The sequence below is a fragment of the Clostridium sp. genome (assembly GCF_050717535.1).
GTDB lineage: Bacteria > Bacillota > Clostridia > Clostridiales > Clostridiaceae > Clostridium_AD.
In genome coordinates this window covers 1-21,910 of the sequence record NZ_JBOITM010000070.1, presented here as the reverse complement: position 1 = coordinate 21,910, position 21,910 = coordinate 1, and the positions used below count along the sequence as shown (strand labels likewise).

Genomic DNA, 21,910 nt, shown 5'->3' with positions numbered 1-21,910 from the left:
GGTTGCTATGAAGCCTATATTGACCTACGTATATTTGTTTAATCATAAATTTGCTATCAGCGCTTATGTTTTTTTTGGATGCACAGCAGCCCTCTACTTGTATATTTTTGCTTATAGACATTTAAAAAAAGAAGGAGTTAGCACAGGAAAAATTCTAGTTACAAGCTTTTGGGTTATCATTTCTTTCTTTGTAGGAGCACGGTTACTCTATGGGATATTATATATAGGAAAAATAATAGAAACCCCAAGTAAATTATTTCAAATAAAGCTAGTGGGCTTTGCACTTTATGGTGGTCTTGGAGGCGCATTTTCAACTTGGTATTACATTTGTATAAGATGTAAATTAGATTTTGTTAGGATTACAGATGCTATAGTACCTCACCTGGGAGTATCAGCTGCAATAGCAAAACTTGGTTGTTTCTTTAATGGGTGTTGTTACGGTGTAGCCACTACAATGCCTTGGGGGGTTGCATTTGAAAATGCTGATAAAAATCCATTTAAAAGCGTATTCGGAAATAATCCGTTTACAAACATTTTGTTTAACAGTCCAAGGATTTTAAGACATCCAACACAACTATATGAAGTATTTTTTGCCTTACTGTCAGCTGTAATAGCAGCATTATTGTTACGAAAAAAAGTGAAAAAAGGTATAACGTCCGCTGTGTTTCTTATAATATTTAGTATTGGAAGGTTTATATCATTTTTATTTAGAGATTTTCCCGAGGCTACCATCACTTCAAATATAATTAGAGGGCCTGTGGTTTATGGTGGTATAGTCATTATTTGTAGTCTGTATATACGTAAAATAATAAAAAAATAGTAGTAAATGTTTATATTATTTTATTTTGACGCATCAGGGGTAACTCTGGTGCTATTATATTATTATAGGTGTAGGCAATGTTGTGAAAAAATTATTTAACAGTTTATACATAATTCGCTAAAAAACGCATGTTGTGATATAATAGGTGTAGATATTGCTTCACTGTTAAGATAGTATTTTAATTGCATATTGATTAATTAACGGAGCGCCAACTGATTTTAATGTCACATTAAATAATTAGTTAAGGTGGCTTTTTTATTATGAGACAAGGCTATTGGCTTTTAAATATAAATTTAAGCTAATTACTTTAATACGTGAAAAATAAAGTAAGACTTTATAATAACACTTTTGCTAAAATAGTGTGCTTTAAGGGACTAACTATAGGAGGAAAACTTATGAAAGCATTATTTCTTGTAGATGGAGTGGGGACTAGCCTAGAACCATTAACAGACGATTTACCTAAAGCTATGATTCCAATTGTGGCTAAACCACTTTTAGAAAGAAACATATTAAAACTTAAGGATTATGGTGTTGATGAAATTATACTTAGTACTGGTCATAAACCACAAAAAATTGAAAAATATTTCGGGGATGGTACAAAATTTGGATTAAAGATTCATTATATAGGGGAAGACATTACTTTAGGCACAGGAGGTGCAATTAAAAATGCTGAGGAATTTTTCCATGATACTTTTATCGTATTTACAGAAGATATATTAAGTGATATTAATATTGTGGATATGTTAAAATTTCACAAAGAAAAATGTGCATCAGTTACAGTTGCAGTAACGAAAGTTGAAAATCCTTCTGATTATGATGCTATTGAATATAACAAGAATCTTTATGCTGAAAGCTTTACTGAAAAATCAGAGCTTTCAGAAATAAAATCAAACTATATCAATGCTGGTATATATATATTTGAACCAAATGTTTTAAAGGAAATTCCAGATTCACAGCTTGTATCAATAGAAAAAGAAACATTTCCACTACTATTAAAAAAAGGGTATCCTATTGCAGTTTATAAAAGTGATGCATATTGGATAGGCATAGGTACTCTTGAAGAATATATTCAAGTCAATGAAGATATTTTGAGTGGAGATTATCCATTATCAGAAATTAAAGATAAACACCAGGACATATTTGTAGGCGAAAATACAATAATCCATAGTTCTGCTAAAATTATTGGACCTACGTATATTGGTGAAAACACTAAAATTGCGGCTAATTCTACCATTGGTCCCAATACAATTATTGGGAATGATTGCAGAGTGGGACCTAATAATACAATTACTGACTCTATTGTTTGGGACAAAATAACACTGGAAAATAATTCCACAGTTTCAAGTGTTATTATTAACTCGGATTTTATGATATCTAATAGCAATGAAAATACGAATAATATTAAATCTGAAGCTGAAAATGAATAGTAATTTAGTAATTCAAAAAATAAATAATACCTTGAAGCTCAAATTTAGAGTTTTAAGGTATTACTTTTTCTTTGTTTTTACAGAAGTTATTTAGTTCTTATATGTTGTAATTTATAGTTTTTATATAAATGAGAGTATATGGGAGTATCAGGTCTCCATGTATATGTTATAGTCATAGTTGGGAATAATACTTTTATACTATAATTCTAGAATTGGAAGCAACGGGATTTTTGTTGTATATAGATATGTTGTATATAGATAAAATAATTTATACAGAAAAATAAAAAAATAACAGGATGGTGATTTTATGCTAAAAGCAGTTATATTTGATATGGATGGAGTAATTATTGATAGTGAACCGACACATATAAAACTTGAAAATGAGACTTATAAAAAATTAGGCATAGAGATTACAGAAGATGAGCATCATTCTTTTGTAGGAGCAACATCTAATTATATGTGGGAAGCTCTAAAAAATAAATATAAGCTTAATCAAACTATAGAGGAATTAACACAGTATGACAGAAACAAATATTTTAAACACCTTAATTCAGATGAATGTGAAATACTACTTATTGATGGGGTTAAGGATTTAATAGAAGAGTTGCATGGAAATGGAGTTAAGCTAGCAATTGCATCGTCGTCACCACTTAATGTAATTGATGCCATAGCTAAGAAATTTCATATAGAAGAATACTTTGAAGCTTTTGTTACTGGTGACGATGTAAAGCGAAGTAAGCCTGAACCAGATATATTTATTTTTGCTGCAAAGAAGCTTGGGGTAAGCGCTGAAAATTGTATAGTTATTGAGGATTCTCATAATGGGGTTCTTGCTGCTAGAAAAGCTGGTATGAAATGCGTAGGAATTAATAGTGATCCTGAAGGAAGACAAGATATTTCTACTGCAGATTTAGTAATAAATAATTTTAAAGAAATCAATTATAACAAGCTCAGTCATTAAATTAAATGTATTATAAAAAATTTAAATATTGATTTCTCAGTAACCATACTATTATTATAGATGGTTATTTTTTATATTATTTTAAAATGAATTTTTACTTTAATTTGATTTAATAAAGTATATAATAGTTATAAAAGAATATTAGAGCTAATTAATTTAGCAGATTTGAAAGGAGCAACAAATGAAATATAGAGAATTTGGGAAATGCAATTTTAAAGTGTCTTCACTTGGTTTTGGATGTATGCGGTTACCAGTAATTAATGCTGATGAAAAGCAAATTGATGAGGAGAAAGCTATTTCTTTAATAAGATATGCAATAGATAATGGTGTTACTTATATTGATACTGCATATCCATATCATAAGGGTAGTAGTGAATTGGTTGTAGGGAAGGCTCTCAAAGATGGTTACAGAGAAAAAGTGAAACTAGCCACTAAATTACCCACATGGCTTACAAATTCCTATGGAGATTTTGATAAATATTTAGATGAGCAATTGGGAAAACTTCAAACAGACCATATAGATATGTACTTACTTCATGCTTTAGATAAAGAAAGATGGGACAAGCTATTAAAATTAGATATTTTTAAATTTATCAAAGGTGCTTTAAGTGATGGCAGAATAAAGAAAATAGGATTTTCATTTCATGATAAACTTGAAACATTTAAAGAAATTATAGATGCATATGATTGGGATTTTTGTCAAATACAATATAATTTTCTAGATGATAATTATCAAGCGGGTACGCAAGGACTAGAATATGCAGCGAAAAAGGGTATGGCTATTGTAATTATGGAACCATTGAAAGGTGGTAGATTATCCAAAACACCACCGATGTCAGTAAAAGAGCAATGGGGTACAACAGAAGTTAAGAAAACTCCCGCTGAGTGGGCTTTGAGATGGGTGTGGAATCATCCTGAAGTCACTACTGTCCTTAGTGGTATGAATTCCATGGAGCAGATAACAGAGAATATGAAAACTTCAGACACTGCACTTCCAAATTCATTATCAGCTGAAGATTTAGAAATAATTCATAATGTTAAGAAGCAATATAATGAATTAATAAAGGTTCAATGTACAGCATGTAATTATTGCATGCCATGTCCTGTTGGTGTGGACATACCAAAAAACTTTGCGATACTCAACGAAGCTTCTATGTATGATGAATATGAAACGCAATCCCATGCTTATAATAATGATTTAACCTTAAAACAAAGAGCAGTTTCTTGCGTAGAATGTGGTAAATGTGAAACACTATGTCCTCAACATTTGGAAATTAGGAAACATTTAAAAGAAGTAAATGTAGCCATGAATAATAAGTAGCAAAACAGCCCCAATTTTAAAGTTAAGATTGGGGCTGTTTTACTATTTTATGTGGACCAAACAGGAAAGACATCCGTTTCCACTTTCACCAGGAGCTGAAAACCCTTAAATACTTGATTTTTGTAGAGTAAATGGAATTCAGGCAATAGAGGGATGTACATTAGTAGAATTAAGAAAAAGTAAACGTTAAGGGTAGTTGTAAACTTAGGATCATAAATATTGAAAAATAAAAAAGCACTCATAAAATGAGTGCTTTTTTGGTGCAGATGACAGGAATCGAACCTGCATGCCGTAAAGCGCTAGACCCTGATTCTAGTGCGTCTGCCAATTCCGCCACACCTGCATAAATGGTGATCTAATTGTTAACCAATTACTTTTGTTAATATGAAAATGTGTATTTATTTTGCAAAACTATTGGTAAATATTTAATCATCTTAACCATCTTACCATTTAAACGTATATATGTAAATGAAATGTACCTAAATATTACTATAATATGATTGTATGGCAGGTGAATGGTATAGTTAATATTATATCATAAGGTTTCAAGGAAAATGTGGATGGGTTAAAAATATAAAATCAGAAACACCTTTTTCCTATGTCATTTGCAATTTTTCTAAGTAAAATTACCTGAACTTCTGTTCCTAGAACTACCATAGTATCACCTAATTTTAAAATTTCATCAGAACTAGGATTAAAGACTAATTTTTCACTATTATACTTTTTAATGGCTAGAACTATTAGCCCAGTTTTTTCCGGAATTTTTATTTCACAAAGACTCTTGTTTAATATAATAGAATTCTCACAAATAACAACATCTTCTAAGTCTAAAACTACATCTCCAGCATGGGTTATTATATCTAAAAAAGCAATAACAGTAGGTCTGAGCATCAATGCTGCCATTCTAGTTCCGCCTATTTCATTTGGAGAAATTGTATTGTTTGCACCTGCTTTTTTGAGCCTCCCCTCTGCATTTTTGTTTATAGATCGAGACACAATATATAAATTACTATTCATTTCCCTTGCAGTTAAAACTGTATATACATTTTCAGAATCCTTAGGTAAACAAGATATAAGACCTTTTGCATATTTTATTCTTGCTTTATCTAATACATCTTCCTCCGTTGGATCTCCATGGATAGCATGGATTTTGTCTTCTATTAATTCATTTATTTTTTCTTCCTCATTATCTATTACAATAAAAGGAACATTACTTCTTTTGAATTGCTTTATGGCATTTTGTGCTGTTTCTCCTGCACCACATATTATATAATGGTCTTTTAACTTAGTTATCTGTGATTCCATACGTCGCCTCCTCCATGCATCTTTTAAATCTCCTTCTAAAAATGAAGATACAATACTTGTAAATAAATACCCAACAGTACCTAAACTAAATAAAATAATAAATATTGTGAAAAGCTTAGCATCTGGATTCATAGTAGCCACTTCTGCGTACCCTACGGTTGATATTGTTATAATGGTCATGTACAATGCATCTACAATGCTAACATCTAGTAAAAATTTATAACCTATTGTTCCTGTGAGGATTAAAGCTAGTAATATGGAGACTACAAAATTAAATTTACGGTTACTTTCCATAGCTTTACCCCCTGTGGTATAATTTTAATAATTATACCACAAAAAGTAAAATGTATAAACATGGAATTTAACTTATTTTAAGCTTAAATGCAACAACTCCTCAAAGAACAAAAGAATTCCATCATTGGAATTCTTTTGTTTATATTGTTAAGCTATTTTTTAAGATGTTGAATAATGACATGCTATATTTAACATTGTCTATGCTAATTTTTTTAGCCACATTTGTATTCGTTTTTTTGAATTGCTAAATTACTGTGGTTATACCATTCTACTAATTTTATTCCTTTTGAATCTATGTGTACTTTATCTTCATTAATCGTAGTTATATTATTATTATACTTAATGCTACGAATTCCACCTTTTAAAAAGGCATCTTTTTCTTCATATTTTATAAAGCCTAATTTTTTTAATTTACCTAAATAGAAAGCAAATTCTTGCTTTTTCTCTTTTGGGTCCGCCTCTTTTAATTTAAAATTCTCAATGTCAAGTGACATTCCTGGTAACATATCGGCATCATAAATGTCAATTAATATCTGACTTTCTAATTCATTTAACTCCATATTTTTATACCCCCGTTCCTCTTTTTAATATAAGTTATCTTTTAATATATTTCAAATGACCCTTTAAAGTATATTATAAGCTATGACATTTTTATGTAAAATTGTGACATTATTAACAAAAAATATTTATTTATATTTCAACAAAATTATTAAATCTTGCAAAAAAATATTGAGTGTAACACAGATATATTTAAGAAAGTCTATAGGCAAATAATCAACTGTTGTGATATAATAATAAATTAATGAGTTATAGGATTAATAGTATAAAAAGAAAGGAAGTGAATTTTGGTGGGGGTTTGGTACTTGTTATACACTCTCTCACTAAAGATAAATGATGATTAATGAAAAGAATATTAAAACTTTAGGAACACATAGTGGTAAATTTCATGCAGATGATGTTATGGCTACAGCTATACTTAGTCTAATATTAGGGGATATAAAGGTAACGAGAACAAGAGATGAAAATATACTTAGCAAACTAGACTTTGTTTATGATATATCCCTAGGAGAATTTGATCATCACCAATTAAATAAGGAAGTAAGAGAAAATAATATTCCTTATGCTGCTTGTGGTTTAGTTTGGAGGGAATTTGGATCCAGAGTAATACAAAAGTTTAACTCGGATTTTGACGAAGTGGATATAATGTCGATTTTTGATTATATCGATAAAAATTTAGTACAGGGCATTGATGCTACAGATAATGGCATAGATATAAAATCAGAAATTAAAGTAACATCCATAAGCGATATTATCCAAGGATTTAATCCTACATGGGATTCTGACTCATCCAAGGATGATGCGTTTATGGAAGCTGTTCTGTATGCTACTCAGGTTATAAAGAGATTAATAAGTAGGCAAGTTTCTGTTATAAAAGCAAGGATTATAGTAAATGAGGCATTTCAAAGTAGAAATATTAATGAAATAATGGTTTTAAAGAAGGGTTGCCCTTGGCTTCAACAGTTATTTAAAATAGATATTAATAACGAGGTATTGTTCGTTATTTCTCCAGATGATAATAATGCAGAGTATAAGATTCAGACCGTAAAGAAAACTGCTGATACTTTTGAAGCAAGAAAAGATTTATTAGAATTAATTAGAGGAAAATCAAGTGAAGAAATAAATTCTATAATTAAAATAGATGATGCTATATTTTGTCATAGTGCAGGATTTATAGCATCAGCTAAAAGCTTGGAAAGTGCTTTAAAAATAGCAAAATTGTCAATGTAACAATTTAATATTCTTGTTAGGTGAGGATACTGTATAAGATACATGCTACTGCCCAGAAATATCGAGAGACACCAACGGGTCAGCAGGTATTACCGGATTAAGGTTTTACTTAATGTAGCTGAGGAACAAATCTCTAAGCTGTACAGTGCTAAAACTCAACGAGTGGAGATGAGCTATTTTTTCCTCTCTAGATAATGCAAATGTTAGGGTTTTAATTAAATGGTACAAAAATAAATTTGATAATAAAAAAAGCAGTCATAAAATGACTGCTTTTTTGGTGCAGATGACAGGAATTGAACCTGCATGCCGTAAAGCGCTAGATCCTAAGTCTAGTGCGTCTGCCAATTCCGCCACATCTGCATAGTAGGGACACTTGGGGTAATTAAATTCCATTAATTTAAATTATAATACCATTTAATTGTATACATGTCAATACAATATTTTTATTAAAATTGAATGTAAAATTGAAAAGGGAAGGGTTATAATCTTCCTTAGTAATGATGAAGGTTTAATCAAAACAAAGCATTTTGTGGTATAAAATCATTATATTTGAAACAAAGGGATAAGTAACACTATTGTGCAAAAGAATATCTTTAATCACATTTAATATTTACTTCACATGTGTTGTGATTTGTGGTAAAATACTTTTATCACAGGTTTATTAGGCATAACTAGTCCATAGTAGACATCTAAAGCGACTGTGCGCAGTTTCGTTTTTATCATAAACTATAGGAGGAAAAAGATTATGAAAAAGCTAATGAATAGTTGGAATAAAATGAGTCTAGTAAAACGAATAATTATTGGGTTAGTTATTGGTATTGTATTAGCTGTAACGATTCCACAACAAGCAAAACCTGTCATTATTTTTGGTTCTTTATTTGTAGGTGCTTTGAAAGCGATTGCACCAATATTGGTATTCTTCTTGGTAATGTCGGCTATATCTCAACATAAGAGTGGTCATGAGACCAATATGAAATCGATTATAGTTCTTTATCTTTTAGGAACATTTTTAGCGGGACTTGTGGCGGTTGTTGCAAGTTTTATATTCCCAATAACTTTAACACTTGCAGGGAGTGCTCAGAGTGTGACAGCGCCGCCGGGTGGTGTGGTAGAAGTTCTCAAAGCATTACTTATGAATGTTGTTGATAACCCAGTAAAAGCACTTTTTAATGCAAATTATATCGGCATTTTGGCTTGGGCATTACTTCTTGGAGTTGCTTTAAAAAATGCTCCTGATTCTACAAAAGACATGATTACTAATTTTTCAGATGCATTAACTCAAATGGTTAGATGGGTAATTGACTTTGCACCATTGGGAATAATGGGTCTTGTATTTGATGCTATTGCTACAAATGGTGTTTCTGCATTACTCAGTTATGGAAATTTACTTGCACTTTTGGTTGGATGTATGGTATTTATGGCTCTTGTTGTCAATCCAATCATTGTATACGTAAATATTCGTCAAAACCCATACCCACTTGTACTTAAATGCTTAAGGGAAAGTGGTATTACAGCATTCTTTACACGTAGTTCAGCTGCAAACATTCCTGTAAATATGAGTTTATGTGAAAGTTTAGGTTTAGATAAGGATACTTATTCAGTATCTATTCCATTAGGTGCTACTATCAATATGGCGGGTGCAGCTGTTACTATTAGTGTCTTGACACTGGCGGCGGTTCACACACTTGGTATTGAAGTAGATATGCCTACTGCACTTATCCTAAGCATTCTGTCTGCTGTTTCCGCTTGCGGTGCTTCAGGTGTAGCTGGTGGTTCACTTCTACTGATTCCTCTTGCGGCTAGCTTATTTGGGATTCCAAATGATATTGCTATGAAGGTAGTTGGTGTAGGATTTATCGTAGGTGTTTTACAAGACTCTTGCGAAACAGCACTTAACTCATCTACAGATGCACTTTTCACAGCAACAGCTGAATTTGCTAAGTGGCGTAAAGAAGGAAAAGATATTACTATCAAGAAAAAAGTGGCATAAATAAGAAAAACACATTATTAATAAATAAAAATTAAATTATAGTGTTGTTTTTACACCTACTGAAGTTCCCTATGGCAGTTTATAATCTGTTATAGGGGACTTTCTCTTTTGATTGAAATTAGTTTGGTTATAAGTTGTATACAATGGCATTGCTCAGTAATAATGCGTTTATATGGAAACAATGTTGAAACTTTGATATAATCGAGTATATGTTTATTAATGATTGAAATTAATCATTAATTCTTGTAATATCCATTAACAGGGAATGCACATAAAAGAATAGATAAGAAAGGAAGTGGTATTTAGTGTTTTTGTGTACTTATAGCACACTCTCTCACTAAAGAAAATATGGAAATAAAAGAAATTAAGGGGAATACATTTTGTATTGATACCGGCATGTTATACATACCTTTTTATAAAATTAATCAAAAGGAAATTATTATGCTTGATTCAGGATGGGCCAATGGAGAAAGAGAAGGAATAGATGAAATTTTAGAAAGAAACAACCTTGTGGTAGTTGGTATAATATGTACTCATGCTCATGTAGATCATGTAGGGAATAATGCTTATTTCAAGGAAAAATATAACTGTATTATAGCTATGCCAGCCTATGAAGCTCTTATTTGTAGTTCCACAATGAATTTAAAGCTTTATTATAATAGCCAAACATTATCCGAGGTTACGGAGCATTTTGGCCATATGGTCTGTAAAACAGATATTATGATTTTGGATAACCAAGATATAGTATCTGTTCAGGGTATTGAATTTAAAATTATTCATACACCAGGGCACAGTCCAGCACATGTATGTATTATTACACCCGATGATGTTGCATACTTAGGAGATGCACTTATAAGCTATGAAGTTATGAGGGGGGCTAAAATGCCCTATGCTTTTATACTCAGTGAAGACTTGAAGAGTAAACTAAAGCTCTATGACTTAAGTTGTAGTAAATATGTAGTGGCACACAAAGGGATGTTCGATGATATTACAAAACTTATAACTGACAATATAGATTTCTATAAAAATAGAGCTACAAGAGTATATGATGTCATAGATTCTGCTATGACAAGGGACGATATTTTGAAGGCGGTTATTAAAAAGTTTAATATTCATGTAAATAGTAAATATAAATATACTATGATAGAAAGAATGTTAGGATCTTATGTGGAATATTTAAATGAAACTGGAAGGTTAGTATTAAATATAGATGAAGGGTTTCTTAAATACTCTAGAGCATAAGCATTTATATTATATGTTGTACTTATTCTTAGTCTAACAGAATATACTTAGGTGTATTCTGTATCTTTTTAAATAAACTTAAGAAACTGTAAAATATCTTAAAAACGCGCGTTAATTAAATATAATCTAAGTAGTAGAGGTAATTCTAGCTCCTATGATAATTGATATATTTATGGATTCTATATAAAATAGAATTGTACAAATATAGGGGGGATGAACAATGAAATTTGGTTATTTTGATGATTTTAAAAAAGAATATGTTATAACTACACCTAAAACTCCTTATCCTTGGATTAATTATCTCGGAACGGAGGACTTTTTTTCGCTAGTTTCAAATACCGGTGGTGGGTATTGCTTTTATAAGGATGCTAGGCTTCGAAGGTTAACTAGATATAGATATAATAGTGCACCTGTGGATAATGGGGGAAGATATTATTATATAAATGACGGTGGAGATGTGTGGACACCAGGCTATATGCCAGTGAAAACTGAATTAGACTCCTATGAATGTAGGCATGGACTCGGATACACTAAAATTAAAAGTGAAAGAAATGGTATTGAAGTAGAACAATTAATGTTTGTACCTTTAAAATATCAGGGAGAGGTGAATAGGCTTAAAATAAAAAATACTTCAAATGATTCTAAGGAAATTACAGTTTTTTCATTTATTGAGTTTTGCTTATGGAATGCCTATGATGATATGACAAACTTTCAAAGAAATTTTAGTACTGGAGAGGTTGAAATAGATCATTCTGTAATTTACCATAAAACAGAATATAGAGAAAGACGTAATCATTATTCATTTTACTCAGTTAATACAGAGGTAGATGGATTTGATAGTGATAGAGAATCATTTCTTGGATTATATAATGGATTTGATGCGCCCCAAACTGTGACAGTTGGTAAATCTAATAATTCAGTAGCCAGTGGATGGTCACCCATAGCATCTCATAGTAAGGTATTAACACTTAAACCAGGTGAAGAAACAAGTTTGATTTTCATAATTGGATATGTAGAAAATGAAGAGGAAGAAAAGTGGGAAAGTCCTGGTATTATTAATAAGACAAAGGCTAAGTCTATGATAGCAAAATTTAGTACGGATATTCAAGTTGAAGAAGGGTTAGAAGCTTTAAATAAATATTGGCTAAATTTATTATCAAAATACATTATAAAAAGTGAGGATGATAAGTTAAATCGCATGGTTAACATATGGAATCCCTATCAGTGTATGGTAACTTTTAATATGTCTAGAAGTGCTTCATATTTTGAGTCAGGAATTGGAAGAGGCATGGGATTCAGGGACTCAAATCAAGATCTACTTGGATTTGTGCATCAAATTCCGGGTAGAGCAAGAGAAAGGATATTAGACATAGCTGCAATACAATTTGAAGACGGTGGAGCTTATCATCAATACCAGCCATTAACTAAAAAGGGTAACACTGAAATTGGCGGAGGGTTTAATGATGATCCATTATGGCTAATTTTAGGTGTGGCAGCTTATATAAAAGAAACTGGAGATTTTAATATACTTAATGAACAAGTGGCTTTTAATTGTGACGAGAATATAAAAGGAACCTTAATGGAGCATTTAAAACGTTCTTTCTATCATGTTATTAATAATCTTGGACCTAATGGACTTCCGCTAATCGGAAGAGCTGACTGGAATGATTGTTTGAATTTAAATTGTTTTTCTAAAGAACCTGATGAATCTTTTCAAACCTTTGGAGATCCAGATGGTAGAGTTGCGGAATCAGTACTAATAGCTGGAATGTTTGTTTTTATTGGACCTGAATATGTAGAGCTATGCAAGAGGCGAGGCTTAAATAAAGAAGCTATAATAGCCCAAAAGCACATTGATGAAATGAGAAAGGCAGTCATAGAAAAAGGTTTTGATGGAGATTGGTTTTTAAGAGCATATGATGCTTTTGGAAATAAAGTGGGGAGTAAAGAATGTGAAGAGGGTCAGATATATATTGAATCACAGGGTTTGTGCGTAATGGCAGGTATTGGTGTAGAAGAGGGATTAGCATTGAAAGCCTTAGATTCTGTTGCGGAAAGATTAGATACTAAATATGGTATTATGCTTCAGACTCCATCATACAGCAAATATGATGTAAAACTTGGTGAAATTTCATCTTATCCACCAGGATATAAAGAAAATGGGGGTATATTCTGTCACAATAATCCATGGATAATGATCGCTGAAACAGTTTTAGGTAGAGGGGATAGAGCATACGAAGTATATAAGAAGATAGCTCCAGCCTTTGTTGAAGACATAAGCGAGATTCATAAAACAGAGCCCTATGTTTATTCACAAATGGTAGCAGGAAAAGATGCAACAAGGCATGGAGAAGCTAAAAATTCTTGGCTTACGGGAACCGCAGCATGGAATTATTTTGCAATTACTCAGTTTATATTAGGAGTAAAGCCAGAATATGATGGCCTTAGTGTAAATCCTTGCATTCCAAGTGCATGTAATGGTTTTGAAATTAAGAGAGTATATAGAGGAGATATATATAATATTGAAGTTAAAAATCCTGAGCATGTTTGTAGCGGTGTTAAATTGATAAAAATAGATGGAGTGGCTATAGAAGGGAAGACACTACCTGTGTTTGGTGATGGCTCTGAGCATAAAATAGAAGTGAAAATGGGTAGTTAAATAAGTAGAATTCACTCTTGCTATCTTGGAAATTGCAGCAATATCTAGTGAACAAGCACTAAATACAATGCAATGTGTAGAAACCTCTAATGATTTAGATTTAGATAGTAATAAAGCTGTTGAAGGATTAGAAAAAACTTCGGGTTAAGTTTAAATTTTAAGGGGGAAATGTAAACGGTTTTCAAAAGAAAGTTAGCAAATAGGATGTAATTGAAGAAAATACTATTTTAAATGCGTTATTTAAGGGAAAATCAGCTTATGGCCACTTGAAATCAAAGGAAAAATGAAGTAGTATATATATATTATAAACACGCGTTTAAAGGATGCGAGGAGGGTGTGGATATGAACAGTATTGACATAGCAAATATTGCAGGAGTTTCAAGAAGCACCGTTTCAAGGGTAATTAATAATTATACTAATGTTCCAGAGGAAACTAGAAAAAGAATTCAACAAATAATCAAGGAAAATAATTATGTACCTCACGCATCAGCTAGAATGCTTGCTGGAGCTAAAAATAGGGTGATTGGCCTTTTTATAATTGACATGAAGGCAGATTCAGGCGGTAAACAAGTTACGGCATCTTCTTACTTTTCACCATTTTTAGGATCAGTTATAGATAATGCAAGTAAATTGGGTTATAACGTACTCGTTTCTATAGTAAGTAAACAAAAGGATTATAAAAAAGTAAAAGAAACTTTTTATAATAAGACAATATCAGGTGGAATTTTTATTGGAGAAAAAAACGGAGAATCAGAAATAAAAGATATTATACGTTCTGGGTATAGGGTTGCTCTACTGGATCAATCTGTGAAATTAGATGAAGAGGTCTATTCGAAGTGCATAATTGTAAATGCTGATAATTATTATGGAGCATATAAAGCCACTAATTATTTAATAGAACTTGGACATTCAAAAATCGCACACATAATTGGAATATCAGAAAATTTATCTGGCATTGAGAGATTGGATGCTTATAAAGAAGCATTAACAGATGCAGGAATTCCTATAAAGAATAATTTGATTGTCAAAGGTGATTTTACAATTAATGGAGGCTATAATGCTACAAAAAAAATGCTTCGAAAGGAAATTCCCACCGCAATATTTTGTGGAAATGATAATATGGCTATAGGAGCATTGAATGCTATTAAAGAAACTAATTTAAGAGTGCCAGAAGATATCTCTATAGTAGGTTTTGATGACATAGAGGTGGCAAGGTATATAAGTCCATCACTAACAACTGTAAAAATGGATCTTCTAGAAATGGCTTCAATAGCAACCAATACACTAATAACGTCCATCGAGAACGATTCTAATTTTTCAGCAAATTATACACTACCTATTGATTTAGTCAAAAGAAATTCATGTAAGACTCTAAAGTGAAGTGTTTTACATTTTCTTTTGGATCAATAATAAACGCGAGGTTATTGAGAATGGGTTAGTAATATAATGTCCTTTTGAGGGTGTTATTTATTAATAGATAAACCAAATATTTTAAGGGGGGAAAATAATGAAAACAAATTATTTAAAGAAGGTTGCACTATTAACCTTATCTACAATAATGGTTACGTCAATGTTAGCTGGATGTGGATCTAAGACTAAAACAGAGGAAATTAAGAAAACAACAGAGGCAGTGGCCGCTACTAATAAAGCACCAGCAGATTATAAGGGCACTATAAAAATTTGGTCTTGGAATACTGAACTCAAGGATTTAGGTATCATCGATAGGTTTAACAAAGTTTACCCTAATATTAAAGTTGAGCTTGTATCAATACCAAATGACAATAGTGCTTATACAACTAAAATTTCATCTACAATGAGTGCTGGTGTAGGTGGACCTGATATTTTCTTATCAGAATCAGCTTTTGTAAAGAAATTTACAAATTCAGATTTTTACGAGGATCTATCAAAAGCACCTTATAATGCAGAAACACTTATAGGCAAAATGGTACCATATACTATAGATTTGGGACGAAATGATGAAGATAAGTCAATTAGAGCTTTAACTTGGCAGGCTACTCCTGGTGGATTCTTTTATAAGAGGAGCATTGCAAAGCAATATCTTGGTACAGATAAACCAGAGGATATTCAAAAGATGATGACAACAACAGAGGACTTTATCAAACTTGGAGAAACACTCAAGGCTAAGAGCTCAGGAACTGTTAAGTTATTAGCTGGATATAATGAATTAGTAAATGTTGCTATTGGTAGCCGTACGCAGGGATGGGTAAAAGATAGTAAGTTAGTTATTGATGCTAAAATGATGGATTATATTGATCAAGCAACTAAAATTAGAAAAGAAGGACTGGATGCTAAATTTACTCAATGGACACCAGCATGGACTGGATCTATGGCAGATAAGACTACATTTGGATACATGCTTCCAACTTGGGGACTTCCTTTTGTTCTAGCACAGAATGCTCCAAAGGAAGAAGGAAACTATGGATTTGTACAAGCGCCAACACCATACTACTGGGGTGGAACTTGGCTTGGAATATCCAAGAATAGTAAAGAAAAAGATAATGCTTGGCAATTTGTTAATTATATAACTACAAATACAGATTTCATGACAGCACAGGCAACAGATAAAGGTGACTTCATGAATAATAGTGATACTCAGGCTACATTATCAACTACAGATGCGGGAAACAATAAATATCTAAATGGACAAAATGTATACAAATCTTACGCAGAACTTGTTAAAGGCGTTAATGGTAAATTAGTTACAGAATATGATGATACTATTAACAATGCTTGGAATAAAGAAATAGATTTGTTGATTTTAGGTAAAACAGCATCTAAGGATGACATGCTTAAAAAATTCAAAGCTGATGTAGTAAATGCATATCCTGACATAAAAGTAGATTAATTTAAAGATATATAAAAGAAAATAAATAACAATTAGCCTTATTAATTGTTTTTAATTAATAAGGCTAATTAATTAGGGGGAGGAGTAAATTTGAAGAAAGCAAGAATAAACAAGGAAAAATATGGATTGCTGTTTATTGCTCCATTTTTTATAACATTTTTAATTTTTCAATTATATCCTATGATTTATTCTCTTTATGTGAGTTTTCTTAAATGGGATGGAATGTCCAGTAATACAAAATTTGTAGGTTTTGCCAATTATTCAAGATTATTTTCAGATCCTGTTTTTATAAAAACTGTAATTAATACTTGGATTATGTGGCTATGCGGGGGGATACCTCAACTAATTGTAGCATTAGCTTTAGCAGTAATATTAAATGAAGCAAGGTTAAGAGGTAAAGATATTTTTAGAGCAGTATATTTCTTTCCTAATTTAGTTACAGCAACTTCAATTGGTATTTTGTTTGCATTCTTATTTGATTGGCAAGCAGGATCAGTTAATAAAATATTGATGGGGGTTCATTTAATAAAGGAGCCAATAAATTTTCTGATGAGTGAAGGTTACTCTAGAGGCATAGTGTCACTTACGTCCTTTTGGATGTGGTTTGGGTATAGTATGATTATATTTATGGCAGGAATTAAAAATATACCTGAAGAACTTTATGAGGCTGCAACTGTGGATGGGGCCACGAAATTTCAAAGGTTTTGGTCAATAACAATTCCACTATTAAGACCAACAATTTTATTTTCATTTATAACTTCATTGATAGGAGGAATGCAATCTTTTGATATACCATATGCACTATCAAAAGGTGCAGGAGATCCTAATAATGCAACTATGACAATGGTTATGTATCTTTATAGAACTGCATTTGTAAATAGTAATTATGGATACGGTGCAGCTGTGGGATATGCATTATTTTTAATTATACTTGTATTCGCATTAATATCATTTAAATTTATAAATAGAAATGCCGATTACGAATAGAGGAGGTAGAGATGGAATATAATAATGTATTAAAAAATAATAGAAAGCAAGTAGGAAGTTTTTTTAGTAAAACAATTTTGTACATAGTGCTAATAGCACTTGCCATCCTATGTTTTTTACCGTTTTTCATAATGATAATTGATGCTACTCACACTAATGGAGAGATAGCTACAACATTATATTTAACACCTGGAACGGCATTTATGACAAACTACAAAAGATTACTACAAAGTCAGCCTATATGGAATGGTTTATTTAATAGCTTAATAATAGCAAGTTTAGTTACTATAGTAAGTGGTTATTTTAGCGCCTTAACTGCATATGGTTTTTCTCAGTTTAAATTTAGAGGTAATAAAATTTTGTTTTGGGTATTACTTGGAACTATGATGATACCTACGCAGTTAGGTATGATAGGATTATTTCAATTGATAAAGGGTCTTCATTTACTTGATTCCTATATACCACTAATAATACCTGCTATTGCAACACCAGCATCGGTATTCTTTATTAAAGGATATACAGATGGTGCAATTAGTGGTTCACTTATAGAAGCGGCTAGAATAGATGGGTGCAACGAATTTAAAATATTTAACAAGATAGTTTTGCCTTTGATATTCCCAAGTGTGGCTACAATGTCTATATTTACGTTTATTCAAACTTGGAATAATTTCTTAATACCGCTTATATTACTATTTGATCCTATGAAATTTACATTGCCAATAATGGTAATGCTAGCTAGAGGAACCTACCAAACAGAATATGGTGCAGTTTTTGCAGGTGTAGCTATTTCAATTGTACCTATAATGATAGCATTTATTTTCTTATCAAAAAAAATAGTAGGAGGACTTACCGTAGGAGGAGTAAAGGGATAACTTTTATACCAATTTATTTTATAACGTGGGTACTTGAGTAGGAGGCATAAAAATGAACAAATTTAAAGATGATTTCATATTCGGAACAGCTACGGCAGCTTATCAAATAGAGGGTGGATTTGATGAAGGGGGAAGAACTCCATCTATTTGGGATACTTTCTCAAAAATTAAAGGAAAAGTTTATAATGGTCATAATGGTGACATAGCTTGTGACCATTACCACAGGTATAAAGAAGATATAAATATTTTAAAAGAAATAGGGGTAGATTCATATAGACTTTCTATTTCTTGGCCAAGAATATTCCCATCAAAGGATGAATATAACCAAGAGGGAATAGAATTTTATAAAGATATAATAAAGGAATTAAAAGAGAAAAAAATCATTCCAGCTATAACCTTATACCACTGGGATTTACCACAATGGGCTCAGGATTTAGGTGGATGGGAAAATAGAGAATGTGTATATTGGTTTGAAAATTTTTGCATAAAAGTCTTTGAGGAGTTGGGGCGAGATGTATCATTGTGGATAACACATAATGAACCCTTTTGCGCATCTTTGCTTGGAAATTATTTAGGGATACATGCACCAGGGAATAGTGATTTGAAAAAGGCACTAATGGTTTCACACCATTTGCTATTGTCTCATGGTCTTGTAGTAAGAGCTTTTAGAAAGTTTAAATTTGTAAGTAGTAGCATAGGAATTACCTTGAACTTATCACCTGTTTATCCAGCATCGACTAAAGAAGAAGATATATTTGCCACAAAAATAAATGATGGCTTCCTAAATAGATGGTTTCTAGACCCGGTGCTTAAAGGCAGTTATCCAAAAGATATGATTGAATTTTATGAGAAAATAGTTGGAAGTCTAGATTTTATTGTAGCAGGAGATTTAAGTATTATATCTACTGATATGGATTTTTTAGGTATAAACTATTACAGTAGCAGTAAAATAGAATATGCTCCAGATTTGGAACTTAAATTTAAGGGAATTGATGGTGGAGAAGAAAAAACTGCAATGGGCTGGGAGATTTGTCCTAATTCACTATACGAATTGCTTATAAGAATCAAGAGTGAATATACAAAGCTACCATTATATATTACTGAAAATGGTGCAGCTTTTGATGATAAAGTTACAAAAGATAATAAGGTTCACGATATAGAAAGAATAAACTTTATTAAAGATCACCTTGTGGTTATACAAAGATTTATTGAAGAGGGTGGAAATCTTAAAGGTTACTATTTATGGTCTTTCATGGATAATTTTGAATGGGCTTTTGGATATTCAAAACGTTTTGGCATGGTATATGTAAATTATGATACTCAAGAAAGAATTATGAAAGATAGTGCCTTATGGTATAAGGGAGTTATTAAAACTCGCAGTCTAGATGGTTAGATGTTGGTAAAAAATTAGAAAGATAGAATAAGAGCATCTTAATAGGATGCTTTTTCATTTGAACTAAATCTCTTCCATTATATAAAATCATTCTTATTTTTATGATTATTAATAAAATTGTACTTCTGAATTGGTTAATTTTTTTAAATATACTGATATATAGTGATTAGAATATAAATAAATTAATTTTATTTTAGAAGGCTGTATCGCCTTATATATGGGCGGTTCACTGTTAATATTAAGAGTCTTAAGACAAGTTTTGATGAAAATCTATTAGTAAAACTTGCTTTTTATAATAAATTGTGATATTATTAAGTCATAACTTAAATGAATAGTAAATAAAGCAACACAGATATATTTCAATTAAATAGTACTTTTAATTAGTATTTTAAAATCGAAATTTTATAGGTGGGGTATTACAAAGTGTTTAAGAAATATAAAATTTCGGAGGTACACATAATATGAATGGTACAGTTAAATGGTTTAATTCAGAAAAAGGATTTGGTTTTATTACAGGAGAGGACGGAATAGACGTTTTCGCTCATTTTTCACAAATTAATTCAGATGGTTACAAATCACTTGAAGAAGGTCAAAAGGTTTCTTACAGCATCGTTGAAGGACCAAAAGGACCACAAGCTGAAAATATTACTATTGAAAAATAATTAATATTTCACCATTAAATAGTTATACTATTTAATGGTTTTTTTATTTATGTTGGATATATATTATTAATTTAATAATATATAACAAAGTACACCACTTAGATTAAACTAGTTTAATCTAAGTGGTGTACTTTGTTTTTATTTATAAAATGGCTGAATACTTACTAACTCTATTTTGTAATTTCCATCTGGGGATGCCACCTCTACTATGGTTCCTGGTGTCTTACCAAACAATACTATGCCTATTGGTGATTCAATACTGAATTTGTTATTAAATATATCAATTTTAAGTGTTGTTACAAGTTCTATTTCTTCTATATCATCACTACCTTCAAATTTTACCAGTAATTTATCACCAATATTTGCACCCTGAGTATTAACAATAATATCATCAATAACTTCAGCAGATCTAATCATTTTTATTAAGTAGCCCATTCTTCTATAGTTATCATACATATTTGATTTGGCTGCTTTATATTCTGCGTTTTCACTTCTATCGCCATGAGCTGCAGCTATCATCTTTTCATGTGCAATTTCCATTGTTAATGGACCTTTACGATAGTCAAATTCCTTTTGGAGTTCTTCAATATCTTTTTTAGTAAGTTTATTATTCATTTCATCACCTGTTTTTTTATTATTTTTTATTGTTTTTTAAAATTACTACATTATATAGTAATAAGGGATTTTTAGGACTACATAATTATAAATTTGTCAGAAGCGGTTCAAGCTTATTATTATGAAAATATAATATCATTGTAGCATAGGTATTATTAAGCTGAATATATATATTATTTATATTGATAATTAGCCATGCGTATCCGGATGCGAAATATCGAATTATTTATATATATATGTAGGAATATGCATATAATCTAGGTAGAATGGATATTTGATGATATTATAGTTTTATTTATATGATAGAATATTTCTTGTAGTCACCAAGCAGTGGCGCAATAAGTTAAATGTTAATTACTCTTTAATAAATTTTCCACTGAAAATAAATTTTAAAAAGTTGTTGACAAAACAAACAATATCTAGTAATATAGTAGAAGTCGTCACTTGGCGATTAATACAAAATAGATAGTTGGTCTTTGAAAATTAAACAGAGAAATAGGTAAAATAGCGAAATAATATTTCGTTAGACCAGTTAATTACTTTAGATAAACAAGTAAAATTTTAGTCGTAAGACTAAAAAGTATGTAATGAGCTTGAGTAACAACTTAACAGTTGTCTCAGATTATTCATTTCAAATAAAAAGTGTAAACTTTTAAATTGAGAGTTTGATCCTGGCTCAGGACGAACGCTGGCGGCGTGCCTAACACA

General features: G+C 31.1%; 18 protein-coding genes, 2 tRNA genes and 1 riboswitch. Of the genes, 15 read left to right on the top strand and 5 right to left on the bottom strand.

The genetic code is table 11. The features are described from left to right. The first annotated feature begins 7 nt into the window (after positions 1 to 7). The 4 genes from ACREVU_RS11930 to ACREVU_RS11915 all read left to right on the top strand — a co-directional run bounded on the left by ACREVU_RS11930 (position 8) and on the right by ACREVU_RS11915 (position 4,529). On the top strand, positions 8 to 820 hold the full coding sequence (locus ACREVU_RS11930) for a prolipoprotein diacylglyceryl transferase (RefSeq protein ID WP_431551822.1): 813 nt from the start codon (positions 8 to 10) through the stop codon (positions 818 to 820). Between the two features lie 395 nt (positions 821 to 1,215). Next, complete coding sequence (locus tag ACREVU_RS11925; protein ID WP_431551821.1) at positions 1,216 to 2,247, top strand: nucleotidyltransferase family protein; 1,032 nt, start codon at positions 1,216 to 1,218, stop codon at positions 2,245 to 2,247. Between the two features lie 307 nt (positions 2,248 to 2,554). Then, positions 2,555 to 3,208, top strand: coding sequence for an HAD family hydrolase (locus tag ACREVU_RS11920; RefSeq protein ID WP_431551820.1), 654 nt, complete (start codon positions 2,555 to 2,557; stop codon positions 3,206 to 3,208). 181 nt (positions 3,209 to 3,389) lie between these two features. Further along, positions 3,390 to 4,529 carry an aldo/keto reductase gene (locus tag ACREVU_RS11915; protein WP_431551819.1) on the top strand — a complete coding sequence of 380 codons (1,140 nt, stop codon included), beginning with the start codon at positions 3,390 to 3,392 and terminating at the stop codon, positions 4,527 to 4,529. Between the two features lie 258 nt (positions 4,530 to 4,787). Here the strand turns inward: ACREVU_RS11915 and ACREVU_RS11910 are convergent. From ACREVU_RS11910 to ACREVU_RS11900, 3 genes are all read right to left on the bottom strand, one after another. Next, positions 4,788 to 4,872 (bottom strand) — tRNA-Leu (locus ACREVU_RS11910). A gap of 236 nt (positions 4,873 to 5,108) precedes the next feature. After that, a complete protein-coding gene (locus ACREVU_RS11905; RefSeq protein WP_431551818.1) occupies positions 5,109 to 6,128 on the bottom strand; it encodes a potassium channel family protein in 1,020 nt (339 codons plus the stop codon). Between the two features lie 212 nt (positions 6,129 to 6,340). Continuing rightward, positions 6,341 to 6,688 carry a hypothetical protein gene (locus ACREVU_RS11900; RefSeq protein WP_431551817.1) on the bottom strand — a complete coding sequence of 116 codons (348 nt, stop codon included), beginning with the start codon at positions 6,686 to 6,688 and terminating at the stop codon, positions 6,341 to 6,343. Positions 6,689 to 7,019: 331 nt separating this feature from the next. Between ACREVU_RS11900 and ACREVU_RS11895 the strand changes: the two genes are divergently transcribed. Continuing rightward, entirely contained in the window at positions 7,020 to 7,916 is an 897-nt protein-coding gene (locus ACREVU_RS11895) for an MYG1 family protein (RefSeq protein WP_431551816.1), read from the top strand. A 5-nt stretch (positions 7,917 to 7,921) separates the two neighbouring features. Continuing rightward, positions 7,922 to 8,090, top strand: a riboswitch (M-box (ykoK) riboswitch). A 101-nt stretch (positions 8,091 to 8,191) separates the two neighbouring features. Here the strand turns inward: ACREVU_RS11895 and ACREVU_RS11890 are convergent. Then, positions 8,192 to 8,276 (bottom strand) — tRNA-Leu (locus ACREVU_RS11890). Positions 8,277 to 8,661: 385 nt separating this feature from the next. Here ACREVU_RS11890 and sstT point away from each other — a divergent pair. The 10 genes from sstT (at position 8,662) to ACREVU_RS11840 (ending at position 20,587) form a co-directional block, all read left to right on the top strand. Further along, on the top strand, positions 8,662 to 9,906 hold the full coding sequence (sstT, locus tag ACREVU_RS11885; protein ID WP_431551815.1) for a serine/threonine transporter SstT: 1,245 nt from the start codon (positions 8,662 to 8,664) through the stop codon (positions 9,904 to 9,906). A gap of 348 nt (positions 9,907 to 10,254) precedes the next feature. After that, positions 10,255 to 11,148, top strand: coding sequence for an MBL fold metallo-hydrolase (locus ACREVU_RS11880; protein ID WP_431551814.1), 894 nt, complete (start codon positions 10,255 to 10,257; stop codon positions 11,146 to 11,148). A gap of 220 nt (positions 11,149 to 11,368) precedes the next feature. Further along, positions 11,369 to 13,807, top strand: a complete 2,439-nt coding sequence (locus tag ACREVU_RS11875) for a glycoside hydrolase family 94 protein (RefSeq protein WP_431551813.1) — start codon at positions 11,369 to 11,371, stop codon at positions 13,805 to 13,807. 25 nt (positions 13,808 to 13,832) lie between these two features. Beyond that, a complete protein-coding gene (locus ACREVU_RS11870) occupies positions 13,833 to 13,955 on the top strand; it encodes a hypothetical protein (RefSeq protein WP_431551812.1) in 123 nt (40 codons plus the stop codon). 194 nt (positions 13,956 to 14,149) lie between these two features. Then, positions 14,150 to 15,187: a LacI family DNA-binding transcriptional regulator gene (locus ACREVU_RS11865; RefSeq protein ID WP_431551811.1), complete on the top strand. Its 1,038-nt coding sequence runs from the start codon at positions 14,150 to 14,152 to the stop codon at positions 15,185 to 15,187. A 127-nt stretch (positions 15,188 to 15,314) separates the two neighbouring features. Further along, on the top strand, positions 15,315 to 16,673 hold the full coding sequence (locus ACREVU_RS11860; RefSeq protein WP_431551810.1) for an ABC transporter substrate-binding protein: 1,359 nt from the start codon (positions 15,315 to 15,317) through the stop codon (positions 16,671 to 16,673). 90 nt (positions 16,674 to 16,763) lie between these two features. Continuing rightward, positions 16,764 to 17,660 carry a carbohydrate ABC transporter permease gene (locus ACREVU_RS11855; protein WP_431551809.1) on the top strand — a complete coding sequence of 299 codons (897 nt, stop codon included), beginning with the start codon at positions 16,764 to 16,766 and terminating at the stop codon, positions 17,658 to 17,660. Positions 17,661 to 17,671: 11 nt separating this feature from the next. Beyond that, the gene (locus ACREVU_RS11850; RefSeq protein ID WP_431551808.1) at positions 17,672 to 18,532 is read left to right on the top strand and encodes a carbohydrate ABC transporter permease; all 861 of its coding nucleotides are present in this window, start codon (positions 17,672 to 17,674) and stop codon (positions 18,530 to 18,532) included. Positions 18,533 to 18,584: 52 nt separating this feature from the next. Next, entirely contained in the window at positions 18,585 to 19,925 is a 1,341-nt protein-coding gene (locus ACREVU_RS11845) for a GH1 family beta-glucosidase (RefSeq protein WP_431551807.1), read from the top strand. 461 nt (positions 19,926 to 20,386) lie between these two features. Next, positions 20,387 to 20,587, top strand: a complete 201-nt coding sequence (locus ACREVU_RS11840; protein WP_431551806.1) for a cold shock domain-containing protein — start codon at positions 20,387 to 20,389, stop codon at positions 20,585 to 20,587. A 138-nt stretch (positions 20,588 to 20,725) separates the two neighbouring features. On the opposite strand, the gene ACREVU_RS11835 is transcribed toward ACREVU_RS11840, so the two are convergent. Next, positions 20,726 to 21,202, bottom strand: coding sequence for a GreA/GreB family elongation factor (locus ACREVU_RS11835; RefSeq protein ID WP_431551805.1), 477 nt, complete (start codon positions 21,200 to 21,202; stop codon positions 20,726 to 20,728). Positions 21,203 to 21,910 lie beyond the last annotated feature (708 nt).